Here is an 18,510-nt window from a genome sequence, read left to right on the forward strand (position 1 = left end):
CCGGCGATCAGGTGCGCGGCGCCTCGGCGCGACGGCGGGCGGCCTCGTAGAGCACGACGCCCGCTGCGACACCGGCGTTCAGCGACTCCGCGCCACCCGGCATCGGGATGCGCACGAGGTAGTCGCAGTTCTCGCCGACGAGCCGGCCGAGGCCCTTGCCCTCGGAGCCGACGACGATGACGACCGGGCCGGCCAGCGCCGGCAGGTCGTTGACGGTGTGCTCGCCTTCGGCGGCGAGACCGACGATGGCGATGCCGGCCTTCTTGTACTCCTGGAGCGCGCGGGTCAGGTTCGTGACGCGGGAGACCGGGGTGCGGGCGGCGGTGCCGGCCGAGGTCTTCCAGGCGCCCGCGGTCATACCGGCGGCGCGGCGCTCGGGGATGACCACGCCGTGGCCGCCGAAGGCGGAGACGGAGCGGACGATCGCGCCGAGGTTGCGCGGGTCGGTGACGCCGTCGAGGGCGACGATCAGCGGGTCCTCGCCGTTGTCGTACGCGGCGGTGGTGAGGTCCTCGGGGTGCGCGTACTCGTACGGCGGGACCTGGAGGACCAGGCCCTGGTGGTTGAGCCCGTTGGTCATGCGGTCGAGCTCGGGACGCGGGGCTTCCATCAGGTTGATGTTGCCGCGCTGGGCGGCGAGCTGCAGGGCCTCGCGGACGCGCTCGTCGTTGTCGATGAACTGCTGCACGTAGAGGGTGGTGGCGGGGACGCCGTCGCGCAGCGCCTCGAAGACCGGGTTGCGGCCGACGACCATCTCGCTGGTGCCCTTGGGTCCGCCGCGGCGGGGGGCGGGGCGGCGCTTGGCGGCCTGGCGGGCCATGGCGTTGCTGATGCGGTTCGCCTTGTGCTTCTTGCGGTCCTCGGCCTTGGGCGTGGGGCCCTTGCCTTCCAGGCCCTTGCGCCGCTGGCCACCGCTGCCGACCGTAGCGCCCTTCTTGTTGGACGTGCGGCGGTTCCTGCGCTGGCTGTTCCCGGCCATGACCTCTACCTGTTTCGTTGGTGCTGCGGTGTGTACGTATGAAGAGTGTGCCGCCCGGGACGCCGGGCGGCACAGCGGGACTGCTCCGGCGGGCTCAGCGGGGGCCGAGCGTCCAGCGGGGTCCCGTGGGGCTGTCCTCGATGACCAGGCCGGACTGCTGGAGCTGGTCGCGGATGGCGTCGGCGGTCGCCCAGTCCTTGCGGGCCCGGGCGGACTCGCGCTGCTCCAGGACCAGGCGCACGAGGGTGTCGACGGCGCCGTGGAGGTCCTCGCCGCGGTCGGCCTCGCCCGCCCAGGACGGGTCGAGCGGGTCCAGGCCGAGGACGCCCAGCATGGCCCGTACCTCGGACAGGCGCGCGATGGCGGCGTCCTTGTCGTCGGCGGCGAGGGCACTGTTGCCCTGCCGGACCGCCGTGTGGACGATGGCGAGCGCCTGCGGCACGCCGAGGTCGTCGTCCATGACCTCGGCGAAGGCGGGCGGCACTTCGGCGGCCGGTTCGACCGGCCCGCCGGCCTTCTCGACGACGCGCTGGCAGAAGCCCTCGATGCGCGCGAAGGCCGACTCCGCCTCGCGCAGCGACTCCTCGCTGTACTCGATCATCGAGCGGTAGTGGGGGGTCCCCAGGTAGTAGCGCAGCACGATCGGGCGCCACTGCTTGAGCATCTCGGAGACGAGCACCGAGTTGCCGAGGGACTTGGACATCTTCTCGCCGGTCATGGTGACCCAGGCGTTGTGGACCCAGTACCGCGCGAACTCGTCGCCGAAGGCCTTGGCCTGGGCGATCTCGTTCTCGTGGTGCGGGAAGATCAGGTCCAGGCCGCCGCCGTGGACGTCGAAGACGCTGCCCAGGTACTTGTGCGCCATCGCGGAGCACTCCAGGTGCCAGCCGGGACGGCCGCGGCCCCAGGGGGTCTCCCAGTCGGGCTCGCCGGGCTTGGAGGCCTTCCACATGGCGAAGTCGCGCTGGTCGCGCTTGCCGGTGATGCCTTCCTCGGTGGGCTGGCGCAGGTCGTCGATGTCCTGGTTGGACAGCGCCAGGTAGCCGGGGAAGGAACGCACGTCGAAGTAGACGCTTCCGTCCGCCTCGTACGCGTGACCGCGCTCGATCAGGCCGCGCATCATCTCGATCATCTCCGGCACGTGGCCGGTGGCGCGGGGCTCGTAGGTCGGCGGGAGGCAGCCGAGGGCGTCGTAGCCGTCGTTGAAGGCGCGCTCGTTCTCGTAGCCGATGGACCACCAGGGGCGGCCCTGCTCGGAGGCCTTCTTGATGATCTTGTCGTCGATGTCCGTGACGTTGCGGATGAAGGTGACGTCGTAGCCGCGGTAGGTGAACCAGCGGCGCATGATGTCGAAGTTCAGGTACGACCGGACGTGCCCGATGTGCGGGGCGGCCTGCACCGTGGCGCCACAGAGGTAGATCGAGACACAGCCCGGTGTGACGGGGTTGAAGTCGCGGATCTGCCGGGCGCTGGTGTCGTACAGGCGAATAGTCACGGCATCCAGGGTAGTGCGCCCGTAGCAGTGCCCCGCGACCCTTTGGCGACCCGGGGGCCCGTTTGTTGCCGCAGCCGCCCCGTTTGTCGCCGAGAGGGTGTCGCGGCACGGGCCCGCCACGGGGTGCGTACGTACCTCTAGGACGGGTTCGTCCGGTAGACGAGGGCCGTGGCGATGGCGGCGAGGCCCTCGGCGCGGCCGGTGAGACCGAGACCGTCGGTGGTGGTGCCCGAGACGGATACGGGGGCGCCCGCGGCGGCCGCCAGCGCCTTCTGCGCCTCTTCACGCCGCTTGCCGATCTTCGGGCGTACGCCGATCACCTGGATCGCGATGTTGCCGATCTCGAAGCCCTCGGCCCGGACGATGCGGGCGGCCTCCGCGAGGAGCGTGACGCCGGCGGCGCCGGACCACTCGGGCCGGGAGGTGCCGAAGTGCGCGCCGAGGTCGCCGGCCCCGGCGGCCGAGAAGAGGGCGTCGCAGGCGGCGTGCGCGGCGACGTCGCCGTCGGAGTGTCCGGCGAGGCCGTCCTCGCCCTCCCACAGCAGGCCGGCGCACCACAGTTCGCGGCCGGTCTCGAAGGCGTGCACGTCGGTGCCGATGCCGACGAGCGGGATCAGCGGGGCGGCGGGGGCGCCGGCGGCGTCGGGGCTGGCGGGACCGGCGGGACTAGTAGGCATCGGTGGCCCTCCTGCGGGCGAGTACGGCCTCGGCGAGGACCAGGTCGAGCGGGCGGGTCACCTTGAACGCCTCTTCGTGGCCGGGGACCGTGACGACGGTGACGCCGAGGCGCTCCACCATGCCGGCGTCGTCCGTGGCGCCCTCGCCCTCGGCGCCGGGACCGGTGGCCGAGGCGAACTTCTCGTGGGCGCGGCGCAGCGTGGCGAGGTCGAAGCCCTGCGGGGTCTGGACGGCGCGCAGCCGGGCCCGCTCGGGGGTGGCGACGACGGGCTCCGGCTCGCCGGGCTTGCCGGGCTCGACCTCCTTGACGGTGTCGGCCAGCGCCAGCGCGGGCACCACGGCGGGGGCGCCGTCGCGGACGGCCTCCACGACGGCGTCGACCGTCTCGACGGGGACCAGCGGGCGGGCCGCGTCGTGGACGAGTACGCAGGTGACGTCTGCCGGGAGCGCCTCCAGGCCCGCGCGTACGGATCCCTGGCGGGTCTCGCGGCCCGGTACGACCAGCACCTCGGTCCGCTCCGGCAGCGGATGCTCGTCGAGCAGGCGGCGCACCTCGGGCGCGCCGTCGGAGGGGGCGACGACCACGACGAGCGAGACCGCGCGGGAGCGGGCCATGGCGCGGACGGCGTGGATCAGCATCGGTGTCCCGCCGATGGCCCGCAGGGCCTTGGGGGCGCCGGGGCCGAGGCGTACCCCACGCCCGGCGGCCGGGATGACGGCGGCGGTGCGGTGGGGGCGCGATTCGTCAGACATCAGTAGCTCCGAGCCAGGTTTGTGACTTCGGCCGACATGGGTATGGCGTTGAGGGTGACTCCGGGTACGACGCCATCGCCCCTTCCGTGACGACCGGGCGAGTCGGCTGGGCAGGATGGGGGGTACGGGGTACAGACATGCCGCAGCGCCCGGCAACAAGTTTCCTTGTCATCGGGCACCGCGGCACAACTGTCTGCGAAGGGCCTGTACGACGGGATCCGTGGAACGGATCCGTCCGGCTCGTCGCGTACGGGTTCCTCGCGTCAGGACGCGAGGACCTCGTCGAGGAGGGCCTCGGCCTTGTCCTCGTTGGTGTTCTCGGCGAGCGCGAGCTCGCTCACCAGGATCTGGCGCGCCTTCGCGAGCATGCGCTTCTCGCCCGCGGAAAGCCCGCGCTCACGCTCACGGCGCCACAGGTCGCGCACCACTTCGGCGACCTTGATGACGTCGCCAGAAGCGAGCTTCTCCAGATTTGCCTTGTAGCGCCGGGACCAGTTCGTCGGTTCTTCTGCATACGGTGCGCGGAGCACCTCGAAGACCCGGTCCAGCCCGTCCTGGCCGACTACGTCGCGAACGCCGACGAACTCCGCATTGTCCGCAGGCACACGAACCGTCAGGTCGCCCTGGGCGACCTTGAGCACCAAGTAGGTCTTGTCCACGCCTTTGATCTGACGAGTCTCAATGGCCTCGATCAGCGCGGCCCCGTGATGGGGATAGACCACGGTGTCGCCAACCTTGAACGTCATGTGACAGGTACCCCTTCCGTGGCTATCCAGGGTAACACGAGAACTGACCGTTATGAATGGCGTTTTCGCAGGTCAGGGCACATCTCGGGGCTTGACAACAGCGACACGTACGTGCTGCGGAAGGCTTCCGGAAGGGGGTATTCGCAGGTCGGAGGCGCTGTGCGGACCGGACGAAACGACCACGCTACACCTGGCGAACGCGTCGTTCAGTGTGATGTACGTCCCGTTTTGCCGGGTTCGAAGGCTGTAAAACGAACTACTCCGTTCGACTGGCGGGCACCCGTACGGAGCGGTTCCGGCCCAATCCGCGATTTGATCACCGGGCCCGCCGGCGGGAAAGCGGGAATTGATCAACGGACGGCGGGCGGAGGGGCCCGCGAACCGCGCGTCGGCGATCTCCGCGCGATATGGGGAATTGGTGATCGCCCGGACCCGTACCGGGCAGGTCGGGCACTGCGGAGGGTCGGGTGCGGGGGCGGGGCGGCGGCTCGGTAACCTAAGCGCGCTGACACACCCTTAGGGCGGCTTTACCTCAGCCGTCCGACGGGGCACCTCCCCCAGCGCGAGCTGGGGTCGTCCACCTTCCGTCCGTACGTCCAAGGAGTTGCCGCCGCCGTGAGCCGCAGCCTTCGACGCGGCGCTCTCGCCGCTACCGCCATCGTGTTCTCGATCGCTTCGCTCTCCGCATGCGCTGCGGGCACCGACGCGCAGACTCTGGAGATCAAGCCGGACAACGCCGCCGTCACCAAGGGCAACATCAAGATCCAGAACGCACTGGTGATCACCCAGAGCTCCAAGGAGAAGAAGGGCCCGGCCGCCGTCTCCGCGACCGTCTTCAACGCCGGCGACACCCCGCAGACCCTCGACGGCATCACCCTCGCGGGTGGCAAGACGAAGGTGACGCTCAAGCCGGCCGAGGGCTCCGGCAAGATCACCGTTCCGGCCGGCGGCTCCGTGGTGCTCGGTGGCAAGGGCAACGCCTCCGCCGTGGTCGAGGGCGGCCGCGAGGCGGTCCAGGACGGCAACGTGCAGGAGGTCGTCTTCCAGCTGAGCAGCACGGGCGACGTGAAGCTCGACGCCTACGTCGTCCCCGGCGCCGGCATGTACGCCGCCTTCGGCCCGACCGAGGCCCCGGCCCCCGCCCCCGGCGCGGCCGGCGCGAGCCCCTCGGGCAGCCCGTCCGGGACCCCCTCGGGCGCGCCGTCGGGCAGCCCGTCCGGTGCCGCTTCGGGCGCGCCGTCCGGCACCCCCTCGGGTTCGGCTTCGCACGCCGCCGGCCACTGAGGCGCGTAGGCACGACGTACGGGAAGGGCCCCCCTCCGCTGCGGAGGGGGGCCCTTCCCGTGTTCACCGTTCCTGCGGCTGCGACTGCGGCTGCCACTGCGGCTGAGGCTGCCGCTGCGGCCCGGGCTGCGGCTTACGGCTCGAACTTGTAGCCCAGGCCGCGGACGGTGACCAGGTAGCGCGGCGCGCCCGGGTCCGGCTCGATCTTGGCGCGAAGGCGCTTGACGTGGACGTCGAGGGTCTTGGTGTCACCCACGTAGTCGGCGCCCCAGACCCGGTCGATCAGCTGCATGCGGGTCAGGACGCGGCCCGCGTTGCGCAGCAGCATCTCCAGCAGGTCGAACTCCTTGAGCGGGAGGTCCACCTTCCCGCCGGCGACGGTGACCACGTGCCGGTCGACGTCCATCCGTACCGGCCCGGCCTCCAGGGCGGCCGGGGTGACCTCCTCCGGCTCGCCGCGGCGGCGCAGGACCGCCCGGATGCGGGCGACCAGTTCCCGCGAGGAGAAGGGCTTGGTGACGTAGTCGTCGGCTCCTATCTCCAGGCCGACCACCTTGTCGATCTCGCTGTCCTTGGCGGTCACCATGATCACCGGGACGTTGGAACGGCCGCGCAGCTGGCGGCAGACCTCCGTGCCGGGCAGGCCGGGGAGCATCAGGTCGAGGAGGACGAGGTCGGCGCCGTTGCGCTCGAACTCGTCAAGCCCGTCGGGGCCGGTCGCGGCGATCGCGACCTCGAAGCCCTCCTTGCGGAGCATGTAGGACAGGGCGTCGCTGAAGGATTCCTCATCCTCGACGACGAGCACTCGGGTCACGGAAGGACCTCCGGGGCAGGGATGGCTGTTTCAGAGTCGGTCTGGGTTCGGGCGGAGGGGGCGGCGGCGGCGGGGGCGGTGGCCTGGGGGGCGGGTGCGGCCGCTTCGGGAAGGCGAAGGGTGAAGGTGGACCCCTGTCCCTCGGAGCTCCAGACCGACACCTCGCCGCCGTGCGAAGCCGCCACGTGCTTCACGATGGCGAGGCCCAGCCCGGTTCCTCCCGTGGCGCGGGAGCGGGCGGGGTCCACACGGTAGAAGCGCTCGAAGATGCGCTCACGGTCCTTTTCCGGGATGCCGATGCCCTGGTCGGTCACGGCTATCTCGATCAAGTCTCCCCCCGGCGCGGCCACCCGGCGCGCGGCGATGCCGACGCGGGTGCGGGCCGGGCTGTAGTTGACGGCGTTCTCCACGAGGTTGCCGAGGGCCGCCGCGAGCTGGCCGCGGTTGCCCCATACCCGCAGGTCGGCGGTGCCTCCGGCGGCCATGTGGATCTGCTTGGAGGTCGCGGTGTGCCGGCAGCGGTCGATGGCCTCCGCGACCAGGGTGTCCACGCGGACGGGCTCGGCGTCCTCCAGCGGGTCGTCGTTCTGTACCCGGGAGAGGTCGATGAGCTCCTGTACGAGGTTGATCAGGCGGGTGGCCTCGATCTGCATGCGGCCGGCGAAGCGGCTGACCGCCTCGGGGTCGTCGCTGGCGTCCATGACGGCCTCGGAGAGCAGGGAGATCGCCCCGACGGGGGTCTTCAGCTCGTGCGAGACGTTCGCGACGAAGTCGCGGCGGACCGCCTCGATCCGGCGGGCCTCCGTCAGGTCCTCGACCAGCAGCAGCACCAGGCGGGAGCCGAGCGGCGCGACGCGGGCGGAGACGGCGAGGGCCTCGCCGCGGCCGGTGCCGCGGCGCGGCAGGTCGAGCTCGACCTGGCGTATCTCCCCGTCCCGCCGGGTGTCGCGGGCCATGTGGAGCATCGGCTCCACGGCGAGCTTGCCGCCGCGGACCAGGCCGAGGGCGTACGCCGCCGAGCTGGCCTTGACGACCGCGTCCCCCTCGTCGAGCACGACGGCGGAGGAGCGGAGCACGGAGAGGACGGTGTCCACTCCGGGCGGGAGTACCGCGTTGATGTCGGGGCGCATGGAGCTCCTGGTGGGGCGGGCCTGGTCGCGCTCGCTCCAGCGGAACGCCAGCATCGCGATCACGCCGGTGCAAAGACCGGCGATCGCTGCAGCTGCGGCGACCGCCGCGTTCACGTCCATGGATCCAGGTTAAGCAGGCGTCGTGACACTTCCACAGCCGTTCGGGTGGCAGCTCGAACACTCGTCGCCCAGAGTTCACCCTGACGACCGTGCTGATTCACTTGGGGTGCCGGAGTCGGACGCGTTCGCCGCCGACCGTGTCAACGTGGGGCCGGGCGGCCATGCGGCCGCCGGAGCGCCCCACGGCTCCTGAACAGCTCCTGATGAGCGAGCGGTGACGAGCGGTAAGCAGTAGCAGTAAGCGAGCAGGCAAGAGAGGGACACCATGCGCGACGCGTACCACGAGGAACTGGACTCGATCGGAGAGAGCCTGGTCGAGATGGCGCGGCTCGTCGGTTCCGCGATCGGGCGGGCCACGACGTCCATGCTCGACGCCGACCTCAAGCTGGCGGAGAGCGTCATCGCCGCCGACCAGAAGGTCGACGACCTCCAGCACGACCTGGAAGCCCGCGCCATCGCGCTGCTCGCCCGGCAGCAGCCGGTCGCCACCGATCTGCGCATCGTCGTGACCTCGCTGCGCATGAGCGCCGACCTGGAGCGCTCCGGCGACCTGGCACAGCACGTGGCGAAGCTGGCGCGGTTGCGCTTCCCGGACACGGCGGTGCCGCGGGACCTGCACGCCACCATGCTGGAGATGGGTCAGCTGGCGCAGCGGTTGATGGCCAAGGCTGCCGAGGTCATCATCACGAAGGACGTGGACCTGGCGCTCCAGCTGGAGCAGGACGACGACGAGATGGACCAGCTGCACCGCACGCTGTTCCAGCACCTGATGGACGACCGCTGGAAGCACGGCATCGAGACGGCGGTCGACGTGACGCTGCTGGGCCGCTACTACGAGCGCTTCGCGGACCACGCGGTGTCGGTGGCGAAGCGGGTCGTCTACCTGGTGACGGGCGAGCACGCGGACGAGCTCCAGCCCCCGACCCAGGTCGAGGGCGTCTGAGGGAACCCGAGCGCGCCGGGCCCGGGACACGTCGGGCACTGGCACGCCGGGCCCGGGAAACGACGGGCACGGGGCACGTCGGGCACGTCCCACGTGCGGGGCACGTCGTACGCGCCGAGCTCCAATGCGCCGTTGACGCGCCGCGGGCACTGGGCGTGAATGGGGACGAAGGCACACCGCCCGCGCACCGCCTGCGAGGAGGATCCATGCCCGATTCCCCCGTCCCCATCACCCCGGAGCACGAGCAGCCGCAGCCACCGCCGTCGCGGGAGCCGCTGCGCCTGCCGCTGCTGGCGGCCTGCGGCTGCGGCTCGGGCTGCGGCTGCGGCTGCCAGTCCGGCGCCCCCTGCCAATGCGGCGGCTGACCCGGCCCGGCCCGCACGAAGGCCCCCCGCCCGCGGATCCTCCACGGCCGGGGGGCCTTTGCGTGCGTGGGGTTACTTCTTGCCCTGGTTCTTGACGGCCTCGATGGCGGCCGCGGCGGCGGTCGGGTCGAGGTAGGTGCCGCCCGGGGTGAGGGGCTTGAAGTCGGCGTCCAGCTCGTAGGAGAGCGGGATGCCGGTCGGGATGTTCAGGCCCGCGATGTCGGCGTCCGAGATGCCGTCCAGGTGCTTGACCAGGGCGCGCAGGGAGTTGCCGTGGGCGGCGACCAGGACGGTGCGGCCGGTCAGCAGGTCCGGGACGATGGCGTCGTACCAGTACGGGAGCATGCGCACGACGACGTCCTTGAGGCACTCCGTGCGCGGGCGCAGCTCCGGCGGGATCGTCGCGTAGCGCGCGTCGTCGGACTGCGAGAACTCCGTGCCGTCCTCGAGGGGCGGCGGCGGGGTGTCGTACGAGCGGCGCCACAGCATGAACTGCTCCTCGCCGAACTCGGCGAGCGTCTGCGCCTTGTCCTTGCCCTGGAGCGCACCGTAGTGGCGCTCGTTCAGGCGCCAGGAGCGGTGGACCGGGATCCAGTGGCGGTCGGCGGCCTCCAGCGCCAGCTGCGCGGTGCGGATCGCGCGCTTCTGGAGCGAGGTGTGCACGACATCGGGGAGCAGGCCGGCGTCCTTGAGCAGCTCACCGCCGCGGACCGCCTCCTTCTCGCCCTTCTCGTTGAGGTTGACGTCCACCCAGCCGGTGAACAGGTTCTTCGCGTTCCACTCGCTCTCGCCGTGGCGGAGGAGGATCAGCTTGTACGGTGCGTCGGCCATGCGTACGAGCCTAATGGACGGCCCGGGGCGCCTGCGCGCGGTGTCCACGCCTGCCGCGGGCCCCTTGCGCACCTGTCGCGTTCCCCGCCGGATTGACACGCGGCGTCAATTGGGTGGCGGTCCGACCGCGCACGCTCGTAGCGTGCGGAGCGCCGGAGAGACACTTACTTCCTGGGGGGATCCGTATGTCGGTGGGCCGTTTGACACGGGGGGCACGCGAGAGCGTGTCAGGGCTGCCGCGCGCCTTCTGGTGGCTGTGGACGAGCACGCTGGTCAACCGGCTCGGGGCCTTCGTCGCCACCTTCATGACCCTCTACCTGACCATCGACCGGGGCTACTCGGCCTCGTTCGCCGGTCTCGTCCTCGCCCTCCACGGGCTGGGCGGCGTGCTGTCCTCGCTGGTCGCGGGTGTGATGACGGACCGGCTGGGGCGGCGGCCCACGCTGCTCGCCGCGCAGCTCTCGACCGCGTTCTCGGTGGCGCTGCTCGGGTTCATGGAACGTCCGGCGGCGATCGCCGCGGTCGCGCTGCTCGTCGGCATGACCTCGAACGCCTCCCGCCCGGCGGTCACGGCGATGATGGCGGACATCGTCCGTCCCGAGGACCGGGTACGGGCCTTCGCCCTGAACTACTGGGCGATCAACCTGGGCTTCGGCGTCAGCGCGATGGCGGCCGGACTGGTGGCGGAGTACAGCTACCTGGCCGGGTTCCTCGGAGAGGCGACGCTGACCCTGCTGTGCGCGGTGCTGGTGTTCGTGAAGCTCCCCGAGTCCCGGCCGGTGAGGGACGCCGCCGCGGGCGGGGACGCCGGGCCGGCGATCGGGCTGGGGACGGTGCTGCGCGACGGGCGGTTCATGGGGGTCGTCGGGCTGTCGTTCCTGATCTCGCTGATCTTCACCCAGGGGTCGGTGGGCCTGCCGGTGGCCATGGGCGCGGCCGGGTTCTCGGCCGGGGACTACGGTCTGGTCATCGCGTCGAACGGGCTGCTGATCGTGCTGCTCCAGATCCCGGTCACCCGGTTCATCGAGCACCGGGACCCGCAGCGGCTGCTGGTGGTCTCGGCGCTGCTGGCGGGGTACGGGTTCGCGATGACGGCCTTCGCCGGGTCGCTGTGGACGTACGCGCTGACGGTGTGCCTGTGGACGCTGGCGGAGATCGTGAACTCGCCGACGCAGATGGGGCTCGTGGCGCGGCTGTCGCCGGTGCACGGGCGGGGGCGCTACCAGGGCATGTACACGCTGTCCTGGGCGGTGGCCTCGCTGCTGGCGCCGCTGATGGCCGGCTACGTGATCGACCGCCTCGGGGCCGGGTGGCTGTGGGGGGCGACCGGGGTGCTCGGGTCGGTGGCCGGGCTGGGGTACTGGCTGCTGATGCGGCGGCTGCCGGCGGAGGGCTCCGCGGTGCTCGCCGCTCCGGCGGCCACCGCCTCCCCCGCCACGGCGCAGGTCGCGGACGCCGCCGCCTGAAAGGGCGGCGGGTCCGGCTCGGGCCGGGCCGTCGGGCCTGCTCGGGCCGGGGCGGCTCAGGCCGGGCGCGTCAGGTGCCGGAAGGCGTCCAGGTTGCGGGTGGATTCCCCGCGCGAGACGCGCCACTCGTACTCGCGCCGGATCGCGCTCGCGAAGCCCAGCTCCAGCAGCGTGTTGAACGCCCCGTCCGCCGCCTCCAGGACCGTGCCGAGCAACCGGTCCAGGTCGGCCGGGGTGACCACGCTCAGCGGGAGCCGCGCCGTGAGGTAGACGTCGCCGAGGCCGTCGACCGCGTACGCCATCCCGTACAGCTTGAGGTTGCGCTCCAGCAGCCAGCGGTGGACGCCCGCCTCGTTCTCGTCGGGGTGGCGGATGACGAAGGCGTTCACCGACAGGGAGTGCTTGCCGACCCGCAGCGAGCACGTGGTGCTCAGCTTGCGCGTGCCGGGCAGCTGGACGACGTACGAGCCCGGTGACGGGCTCTCCCAGTCCAGTCCGGCCTCGGACAGGGTGCTCTCGACGATCGCGGCGGTGTCAGCGTCAGCCATGGTGGGAGCGTACGCGACGGCGATGATCATGCATCGCCGCGGTGTACACGTCCGCCGTGCCGCTCGCCGCCGTGTCCCAGCCGAAGAACTGCGCGTGCCGCGCGGCCTCGGCGCCCATCCGGTCCGCGAGCGAGGGTTCGTCCAGGAAGCGGCGCAGCTCCCTCGCGTAGTCCACCGGGTCGTGTCCGGGTACGAGGATCCCCGTCACGCCGTCGTTGACGGCGACCGGCAGTCCGCCGACCTCCGCCGCGAGCACCGGGGTGCCGGTCGCCTGCGCCTCGATCGCCACGAGCCCGAAGGATTCGTTGTACGAGGGCATGACCAGCACCGACGCCGCCCGGAACCAGTCGGCGAGGCGGTCCTGCGCGACCGGGGGGTGGAAGTGGACGACGTCCGCGATGCCGAGCTTCGCCGCGAGCTTCTGCAGCCCCTCGGGCTTGGCGAGGCCGCTGCCGCTGGGGCCGCCGACGACGGGTACGAAGAGGCGCGCGCGCAGCGAAGGATCGCGGTCGACCAGTACGGCGACCGCCCTCAGCAGGATGTCGGGGGCCTTGAGCGGCTGGATCCGGCCCGCGAAGAGGGGGATCACGGCCTCCTGCGGGAGCCCGAGGCGGGCGCGGGCGGCGGCCCGGCCGTCGCCGACGGTGAAGCGGTCGAGGTTCACGCCGGGGTGGACGACGGCGACCTTGCCGGGGTCGGCCTCGTAGTGCCGCACGAGTTCGTCGGCTTCCTCGGCGGTGTTGGCGATGAGCCGGTCGGCGGCCTTGACGATCTGCGTCTCGCCGATGACGCGGGCGGCGGGCTCGGGGGTGTCGCCCTCGGCGAGCGCCGCGTTCTTGACCTTGGCCATGGTGTGCATGGCGTGTACGAGCGGCACGCCCCAGCGTTCGGCGGCGAGCCAGCCGACGTGGCCGGAGAGCCAGTAGTGGGAGTGGACGAGGTCGTAGTAGCCGGGGCGGTGCCCGGCCCATGCCTGCATCACGCCGTGGGTGAAGGCGCACAGCTGGGCCGGCAGCTCCTCCTTGGCGAGGCCTTCGTACGGACCCGCGTCCACGTGCCGGACGAGGACCCCCGGGGCCAGCTCGACGCGGGGCGGGAGCCCGCCGGTGGTGGCGCGGGTGAATATTTCGACCTCGATGTTGATCGCGGCCAGCCGCTTGGCGAGCTCGACGATGTACACGTTCATACCGCCGGCGTCGCCGGTGCCGGGCTGGTGCAGGGGTGAGGTGTGCACGCTGAGCATGGCGACGCGGCGGGGCTTGCGCGAGTGGCCCACGGCCGGCAGGCGCAGGCGGGGCGGCTCGTGCCGGGTCGAGCGGGCGGCGGCGATGCGGCCGCTGATACTGCCGCCGAAGCGGGACACGTACTGGCTCAAGGGAGCAGTTCCTCTCGCTCGGACGGCGCGCTGGGGCTGGCGCAGGGCATGACTCGCGGAGCGCGGTGTGCGCCCTGCAAGGAGTGCAACCCGTGCGGGCGCGTCCCGCATTCCGGGGTGGACGGATTTCCCTCTCCTTATCTTTCGGGGGCCACGCTCACCACGGCCTCGGGAGACGCCCGCCCCGGGCGCGGCGGGGGCGCCCGGCTGGTTTTCCGCTCCCCCGCCCGCCCGCATACGCTCGGCGCATGGTTTCCCGCAGCACCCCACCGCCCCCCAGACGCCCCGTGGGCACGGTCACGCGCGGGACCACGAACCCCAACCGCCTGCGCCGGATGGACCGCTGGATCGCGGCCACGCACGGGGCCGCCCTGCGGCGTGCCGAGGCACCGGTCGCGGTGGACCTCGGCTACGGGGCCGCGCCCTGGACGGCGGTCGAGCTGCTGGCCCGGCTGCGGGAGGCGGCTCCGGGGGTGCGGGTGGTCGGCATCGAGATCGAGCCGGCCCGGGTGGCGGGGGCGAAGCCGTACGAACGGGACGGGCTCAGCTTCCGGCACGGCGGCTTCGAGGTCCCGCTGGACGGCGGAGCGGCGCCGATGCTGATCCGCGCGGCGAACGTACTGCGCCAGTACGACGAGGAGCAGGTCGAGGCGGTGTGGCGGCGGCTGTGCGCACGGCTGGCCCCGGGCGGGCTGCTCGTCGAGGGGACGTGCGACGAGATCGGGCGGCGGCACGTATGGGTCGCACTCGGCCCGGAGGGGGCGCGCACGGTGACCTTCGCGACCCGGCTGGGCTCCCTGGAGCGCCCCTCGGACCTGGCGGAGCGGCTGCCGAAGGCGCTGATCCACCGGAACGTGCCCGGTGAGCCGGTGCACGCGTTCCTGCGCGACTTCGACCGGGCGTGGGCGGCGGCCGCCCCGTACGCCTCGTACGGGGCGCGGCAGCGCTGGATCCGGACGGCGCGGGCGCTGGCCGTCGACTGGCCGCTCGCGGACGGGCCGGTGCGGTGGCGGCAGGGGGAACTCACGGTGCGCTGGGAGGCGTTGCGCCCGGCGGGGTGACTTCCGCGTGGGCGACCGTCGCCCGTCGGGTGGTGCGGGGGTTATCCACAGAGGGTGTCGGAATTCACCGACGCGTGGCACCATCCCGAAAGCAGCAACAAGTTACTGATGAATAGTCAGATGTGATGTCGGGTGATGTCCCCTCTGACTGCAGGCGCATGGGGGGAACCATGGGGACCGTGAAGCGAGCGCGGCGACGCGGCGCGTCCGCTCTCACTCTGCTGTGCGCGATGGCGGTACTGGCGGCGGCGCCGGCCCTCGGTCTTCCGACGACCGCCTACGCGGCGCCGGTCGCGCCGGGTGCGCCGGGTGTGCCCGTGGCGCCGGAGCCGGGGACCAAGACCCTGGAGCAGGTCCGCAAGGAGATCGAGGACCTGTACCGCCAGGCCGGGACGGCCACGGACGCGTACAACCAGGCGGAGAGCGAGACGAAGGCGCAGTCCGAACGGGTCGTGGAGCTCGCCAAGCTGATAGCGGCCGGCCGGGACCGGATCACCTCCTTGAAGGACCGCGCGGGTGCCGCCGCCCGCGCCCAGTACCGCTCGGGCGGCCTGCCGCCGGGCGCGCGGCTCGCGCTGAGCGGCAGCCCGGGCCAGTACCTGGACGGCGCGGACCGGCTGCGGCAGGGCGAGAAGGCCACCGCGGACCTGCTCGCCGAACTGAACCGCACCCAGAACGACCTCCAGCGGTACGCGAAGGACGCGAGCGCGCTGTGGCAGAAGCTGGAGGCGAACCGGGTCAAGCAGGAGGCCTCGAAGAAGCAGATCGAGGAGAAGATCAAGGCGGCGCAGGAGCTGGAGAGCAAGCTCCAGGCCGAGGAGAAGGCCCGGCTGCTCCAGCTGGAACAGGACGCGCAGCGTCAGGCACAGACGGCCTGGCTGTCCTCGGGCGTCTTGAAGGAGATCAACGGCACGGCGTCGGAAGCGGGCAGGAAGGCGATCCAGTTCGCCACCGCCCAGGTGGGCAAGCCGTACGTGTGGGGCGCGGTGGGCCCGCAGTCGTACGACTGCTCCGGCCTGACCTCGCAGGCGTGGCTGGCGGCGGGCCGGCCCATCCCGCGGACCTCGCAGGAGCAGCTGCGGCTGCTGCCGAAGGTGGCGGTCAAGGACATGCGCCCGGGCGATCTGATCATCTACTTCGACGACGCCAGCCACGTGGCCCTGTACGTGGGCGACGGCGCGATCATCCACGCACCGCGCCCCGGCCGCAACGTCACCGTCGCGGGCGCGGGCTCCATGCCGATCAAGGCGGTGGTCCGCCCGGACGCGTGACCCGGGTCCCGCGGCGGCGGCGCGGGCCCGGCCCCGCCCCGGCGGGGTCCTGTCTCGATGGGCGGGACGGGGCGGGTGCGGCGGTGGTGACGTTCGTCATCCCGCGCCCCGGCTTTCCCCGCGATAACGGCATATGACGCGGGCTCCGTCCCGCGCCGCCGTTCCCCCGCCCGCACCGGCCCGCTAGGGTCAACCGCATGAGCGCACCCTCGGGGGGAGCGAAGGAACCGGAGACGATGCCCGCACCCGTACCGCGGCAGCGGGACACCCTTGTCACCACCCAGGTCGGCCAGGTGGCCCTGCCCGCCGCCCCCTCCCTGACCCTCCTGGTCATCGAGGACGACCCCGCCGGCGACCTCACCGTCCCGGAGATACTCCACGCCGACGGCCACCGCATCCGGCTCCGCACCGCCCGCAACCTCACCGAGGCGGCCCGGCTCCTGACCCCCGACGTGCAGTGCGTACTGCTCGACCTCTCCCTGCCCCACCCGGGCGGCGCCGCGGACGACCCGCTCGCCACCCTGCGCGAGGTCCTCCGCATCGCCCCCCGCCACGCCGTACTCGTCCTCACCGCCGAGGCCGACGCGGAACGCGCCGCCGAGGCCGTCCGCGTGGGGGCGCAGGACTTCCTCTTCCGCGACGAACTCGACGGCCGCCTCCTCAGCCGCGCCATCCGCTACGCCGTGGAACGCAAGCGGGCCGACGTCGCCCAGTACAAGCTTGCAGAATCGAAACTGCGCGCCCAGGAGAACGCCCGCCTCGAACGCGGACTGCTGCCCAACCCGCTCCTGGACGGCTCCGACCTGCGCTTCGCGGCCCGCTACCGCCCCGGCCGCAGCCGCGCCCTGCTCGGCGGGGACTTCTACGACACCGTCCGCACCCCGGACGGCACCGTCCACGCCATGATCGGCGACGTCTGCGGCCACGGCCCCGACGAGGCCGCCCTGGGCGTGGAACTGCGCATCGCCTGGCGCGCCCTGACCCTCGCCGGCCTGTGCGGGGACGACCTGCTGGCCACCCTCCAGCAGGTGCTGGAAGTGGAGCGGCCCTGCGACGAGATCTTCGCGACGCTGTGCACGGTGGACATCTCCCCCGACGGCCGCCACGCCGGCCTGTGCCTGGCGGGCCACCCGGCCCCGCTGATCGTCCGGGCGGGCGGCTCGGCGCGGCTGTTGCCGTACGAGAGCAGCGGCCCGGCGCTCGGTCTGCTGCCCAAGGCCCGCTGGCCCCGGCGTCAGGTCGAGCTGGGCGGCGCGTGGAGCCTGATGCTCTACACCGACGGCCTGATCGAGGGCCGCATCGGCGAGGGCAGGGAACGCCTGGGCCAGGACGGCATGGTCGAGATGATCAACCGCCACCTCGACGCCGGCCTGAGCGGCGAAAGCCTGCTGGAAGCCTCCGTCACCGAGGCCCGCCGGCTCAACGGCGGCGAGCTCACCGACGACGTCGCCGTCGTCCTGCTCTCGCGCGCCGAGGGCTGACCCCGCCTGACCGCCGGGCCCGCGCCCGCCGGCCCGCCATGCCCGCGCCCGCCCCCCACCGCAGGCGCCCGCCCGGCTGCTACCGCCCGCTACCGCCCGCTAGCGCCCGCCGTTGTACGGTCCGTACGGCCCGTCGCTGCTGCTGCCGCCGGAGCGCCGGCCGCCGCCCGAGACCTGCTTGAGGGCCGGCCGGACGTCGACGAAGAAGACGATGGTGGCCACCAGACCGGCGATCTGCAGGAACAGCATCCCGAGGAAGAAGTCCACGAGGACCGTGATGCCGAGGATGACCAGCCAGAAGGTCTTGGTCTGCTTGTCCGCGGCCCGGTACGCGTCCTCGCGCCCGAGCAGCGCGAGCACGAAGGCGACGACGGCGAGCGCCAGCATGGCGTAGCCGAGCAGGGGGAGCACCCCGTTGTCGAAACCGTTCATCAACATCGCCCGACCGCCTCTTCGCGCTTGTGCCGCCTGATACCGCCGATACCGCCTGCCTCCACGCTACTGGCAGAGCCGCCTTCACCCACGACAACGGACCGGACACCCCGCAGGTGCCCGGTCCGTCATCACCTCACCCGCTCTTGCGATCAGCTCTCTTCGCCGGCGGTGGCGGCCGGCTTCTTCACCGGCGCCTTGCGCGCGGCGGGCTTCTTGGCGGCGGACTTGTCCTCGTCGGCGGAGAAGTCCGACGAGGCCGCGGACGTCGCCGGCGCGGACTGGGCCGGGACGTCCGGCTCCACCACGGCGGCGATGTCGACGATGTCCTCGGAGACCTCGCCGCGCCAGGCCCGTACGGCCTGCTCGCCGTGTTCGGCGACCTTGTCGTATGTCTCCTTCGCCCGTACGGCGTACTCGGCGGCCACGCCGACGCCGCGCAGCGCCAGGTCCTGGGCGGTCTCGCCCAGCTTCTTCGGGTCGATCGCGCCGAAGACCTCGGCGACCTTGGCGGCGACGACCTCCTGCGCCTCCCTGGCCTTCTCCTGCACGATCTTCGTGTCGGTGTTGCGCACCGCCTCGATGCGCGCGGGGGCCTCGGCGCGCAGCTGTTCGATCAGCCCGGGCACCTTCTTCGCCTGCTGGACGGCGAGGTCGGCGGTGCCGGCGGCGAAGTAGAGGGGGGTCGGGTCGGTGAGGGTCTTCTTCAGGTCATCGGCGATGGCCATGTGCTGGTCC

General features: G+C 72.3%; 19 protein-coding genes. 7 read left to right on the forward strand and 12 right to left on the reverse strand.

From position 1 onward, the window contains the following. Positions 1 to 7 precede the first annotated feature (7 nt). The 5 genes from rlmB to OG861_RS14480 all read right to left on the reverse strand — a co-directional run bounded on the left by rlmB (position 8) and on the right by OG861_RS14480 (position 4,651). Positions 8 to 979 (reverse strand): 23S rRNA (guanosine(2251)-2'-O)-methyltransferase RlmB, encoded by a 972-nt coding sequence (rlmB, locus tag OG861_RS14460; protein ID WP_329197055.1) that lies wholly within the window; start codon positions 977 to 979, stop codon positions 8 to 10. Positions 980 to 1,073: 94 nt separating this feature from the next. Then, positions 1,074 to 2,474 (reverse strand): cysteine--tRNA ligase, encoded by a 1,401-nt coding sequence (cysS, locus tag OG861_RS14465; protein ID WP_329197053.1) that lies wholly within the window; start codon positions 2,472 to 2,474, stop codon positions 1,074 to 1,076. Between the two features lie 137 nt (positions 2,475 to 2,611). After that, positions 2,612 to 3,151 (reverse strand): 2-C-methyl-D-erythritol 2,4-cyclodiphosphate synthase, encoded by a 540-nt coding sequence (gene ispF, locus OG861_RS14470; RefSeq protein ID WP_329197050.1) that lies wholly within the window; start codon positions 3,149 to 3,151, stop codon positions 2,612 to 2,614. Beyond that, positions 3,141 to 3,905: a 2-C-methyl-D-erythritol 4-phosphate cytidylyltransferase gene (gene ispD, locus OG861_RS14475; RefSeq protein ID WP_329197049.1), complete on the reverse strand. Its 765-nt coding sequence runs from the start codon at positions 3,903 to 3,905 to the stop codon at positions 3,141 to 3,143. The genes ispF and ispD overlap by 11 nt, the downstream gene beginning before the upstream one ends. Positions 3,906 to 4,168: 263 nt before the next feature. Then, positions 4,169 to 4,651, reverse strand: coding sequence for a CarD family transcriptional regulator (locus tag OG861_RS14480; protein ID WP_003953493.1), 483 nt, complete (start codon positions 4,649 to 4,651; stop codon positions 4,169 to 4,171). Positions 4,652 to 5,266: 615 nt separating this feature from the next. On the opposite strand from OG861_RS14480, the gene OG861_RS14485 reads away from it, so the two are divergent. Beyond that, positions 5,267 to 5,935, forward strand: a complete 669-nt coding sequence (locus OG861_RS14485) for a DUF461 domain-containing protein (protein ID WP_329197048.1) — start codon at positions 5,267 to 5,269, stop codon at positions 5,933 to 5,935. A 133-nt stretch (positions 5,936 to 6,068) separates the two neighbouring features. Here OG861_RS14485 and OG861_RS14490 read toward each other — a convergent pair whose 3' ends face one another. Together OG861_RS14490 and OG861_RS14495 are read right to left on the reverse strand one after the other, a co-directional pair. Further along, positions 6,069 to 6,749 carry a response regulator transcription factor gene (locus tag OG861_RS14490; RefSeq protein ID WP_030387286.1) on the reverse strand — a complete coding sequence of 227 codons (681 nt, stop codon included), beginning with the start codon at positions 6,747 to 6,749 and terminating at the stop codon, positions 6,069 to 6,071. Further along, on the reverse strand, positions 6,746 to 7,999 hold the full coding sequence (locus tag OG861_RS14495; RefSeq protein WP_329197047.1) for a sensor histidine kinase: 1,254 nt from the start codon (positions 7,997 to 7,999) through the stop codon (positions 6,746 to 6,748). Before OG861_RS14495 ends, OG861_RS14490 begins: the two co-directional genes overlap by 4 nt. Positions 8,000 to 8,264: 265 nt before the next feature. Here OG861_RS14495 and phoU point away from each other — a divergent pair, with 265 nt between their 5' ends. Beyond that, positions 8,265 to 8,942 (forward strand): phosphate signaling complex protein PhoU, encoded by a 678-nt coding sequence (gene phoU, locus OG861_RS14500; protein WP_329197046.1) that lies wholly within the window; start codon positions 8,265 to 8,267, stop codon positions 8,940 to 8,942. Between the two features lie 206 nt (positions 8,943 to 9,148). Further along, the gene (locus OG861_RS14505) at positions 9,149 to 9,307 is read left to right on the forward strand and encodes a hypothetical protein (RefSeq protein WP_168714046.1); all 159 of its coding nucleotides are present in this window, start codon (positions 9,149 to 9,151) and stop codon (positions 9,305 to 9,307) included. A 72-nt stretch (positions 9,308 to 9,379) separates the two neighbouring features. On the opposite strand, the gene OG861_RS14510 is transcribed toward OG861_RS14505, so the two are convergent. Continuing rightward, positions 9,380 to 10,138 (reverse strand): phosphoglyceromutase, encoded by a 759-nt coding sequence (locus OG861_RS14510; protein ID WP_329197043.1) that lies wholly within the window; start codon positions 10,136 to 10,138, stop codon positions 9,380 to 9,382. A 185-nt stretch (positions 10,139 to 10,323) separates the two neighbouring features. Here OG861_RS14510 and OG861_RS14515 point away from each other — a divergent pair, with 185 nt between their 5' ends. Continuing rightward, positions 10,324 to 11,604, forward strand: coding sequence for an MDR family MFS transporter (locus OG861_RS14515; RefSeq protein ID WP_329197042.1), 1,281 nt, complete (start codon positions 10,324 to 10,326; stop codon positions 11,602 to 11,604). A gap of 56 nt (positions 11,605 to 11,660) precedes the next feature. Here the strand turns inward: OG861_RS14515 and OG861_RS14520 are convergent, their stop codons facing one another. After that, a complete protein-coding gene (locus OG861_RS14520) occupies positions 11,661 to 12,152 on the reverse strand; it encodes a YbjN domain-containing protein (protein WP_329197041.1) in 492 nt (163 codons plus the stop codon). After that, on the reverse strand, positions 12,145 to 13,527 hold the full coding sequence (gene mshA, locus OG861_RS14525) for a D-inositol-3-phosphate glycosyltransferase (RefSeq protein WP_329197040.1): 1,383 nt from the start codon (positions 13,525 to 13,527) through the stop codon (positions 12,145 to 12,147). Before mshA ends, OG861_RS14520 begins: the two co-directional genes overlap by 8 nt. A gap of 248 nt (positions 13,528 to 13,775) precedes the next feature. Between mshA and OG861_RS14530 the strand changes: the two genes are divergently transcribed. The 3 genes from OG861_RS14530 (at position 13,776) to OG861_RS14540 (ending at position 17,340) form a co-directional block, all read left to right on the forward strand. Next, positions 13,776 to 14,588, forward strand: a complete 813-nt coding sequence (locus OG861_RS14530) for a class I SAM-dependent methyltransferase (protein ID WP_329197039.1) — start codon at positions 13,776 to 13,778, stop codon at positions 14,586 to 14,588. 170 nt (positions 14,589 to 14,758) lie between these two features. After that, a complete protein-coding gene (locus OG861_RS14535; RefSeq protein WP_329197037.1) occupies positions 14,759 to 15,859 on the forward strand; it encodes a C40 family peptidase in 1,101 nt (366 codons plus the stop codon). Positions 15,860 to 16,056: 197 nt separating this feature from the next. After that, a complete protein-coding gene (locus OG861_RS14540) occupies positions 16,057 to 17,340 on the forward strand; it encodes a PP2C family protein-serine/threonine phosphatase (protein ID WP_329197035.1) in 1,284 nt (427 codons plus the stop codon). Positions 17,341 to 17,439: 99 nt separating this feature from the next. On the opposite strand, the gene OG861_RS14545 is transcribed toward OG861_RS14540, so the two are convergent. Beyond that, on the reverse strand, positions 17,440 to 17,778 hold the full coding sequence (locus OG861_RS14545; RefSeq protein ID WP_329197033.1) for a DUF2516 family protein: 339 nt from the start codon (positions 17,776 to 17,778) through the stop codon (positions 17,440 to 17,442). A 146-nt stretch (positions 17,779 to 17,924) separates the two neighbouring features. Next, on the reverse strand, positions 17,925 to 18,500 hold the full coding sequence (locus tag OG861_RS14550) for a hypothetical protein (RefSeq protein WP_329197032.1): 576 nt from the start codon (positions 18,498 to 18,500) through the stop codon (positions 17,925 to 17,927). Positions 18,501 to 18,510: the final 10 nt, after the last annotated feature.

This window comes from Streptomyces sp. NBC_00539, from assembly GCF_036346105.1.
Taxonomy (GTDB): domain Bacteria; phylum Actinomycetota; class Actinomycetes; order Streptomycetales; family Streptomycetaceae; genus Streptomyces.

Coding starts and splice junctions, on each gene's coding strand:
- rlmB (WP_329197055.1), bottom strand. CDS start 979: ATGGCCGGGAACAGCCAGCGCAGGAACCGCCGCACGTCCAACAAGAAG.
- ispF (WP_329197050.1), bottom strand. CDS start 3,151: ATGCCTACTAGTCCCGCCGGTCCCGCCAGCCCCGACGCCGCCGGCGCC.
- ispD (WP_329197049.1), bottom strand. CDS start 3,905: ATGTCTGACGAATCGCGCCCCCACCGCACCGCCGCCGTCATCCCGGCC.
- OG861_RS14480 (WP_003953493.1), bottom strand. CDS start 4,651: ATGACGTTCAAGGTTGGCGACACCGTGGTCTATCCCCATCACGGGGCC.
- OG861_RS14495 (WP_329197047.1), bottom strand. CDS start 7,999: ATGGACGTGAACGCGGCGGTCGCCGCAGCTGCAGCGATCGCCGGTCTT.
- phoU (WP_329197046.1), top strand. CDS start 8,265: ATGCGCGACGCGTACCACGAGGAACTGGACTCGATCGGAGAGAGCCTG.
- OG861_RS14505 (WP_168714046.1), top strand. CDS start 9,149: ATGCCCGATTCCCCCGTCCCCATCACCCCGGAGCACGAGCAGCCGCAG.
- OG861_RS14510 (WP_329197043.1), bottom strand. CDS start 10,138: ATGGCCGACGCACCGTACAAGCTGATCCTCCTCCGCCACGGCGAGAGC.
- OG861_RS14515 (WP_329197042.1), top strand. CDS start 10,324: ATGTCGGTGGGCCGTTTGACACGGGGGGCACGCGAGAGCGTGTCAGGG.
- OG861_RS14520 (WP_329197041.1), bottom strand. CDS start 12,152: ATGGCTGACGCTGACACCGCCGCGATCGTCGAGAGCACCCTGTCCGAG.
- OG861_RS14530 (WP_329197039.1), top strand. CDS start 13,776: ATGGTTTCCCGCAGCACCCCACCGCCCCCCAGACGCCCCGTGGGCACG.
- OG861_RS14535 (WP_329197037.1), top strand. CDS start 14,759: ATGGGGACCGTGAAGCGAGCGCGGCGACGCGGCGCGTCCGCTCTCACT.
- OG861_RS14540 (WP_329197035.1), top strand. CDS start 16,057: ATGAGCGCACCCTCGGGGGGAGCGAAGGAACCGGAGACGATGCCCGCA.
- OG861_RS14545 (WP_329197033.1), bottom strand. CDS start 17,778: ATGTTGATGAACGGTTTCGACAACGGGGTGCTCCCCCTGCTCGGCTAC.
- OG861_RS14550 (WP_329197032.1), bottom strand. CDS start 18,500: ATGGCCATCGCCGATGACCTGAAGAAGACCCTCACCGACCCGACCCCC.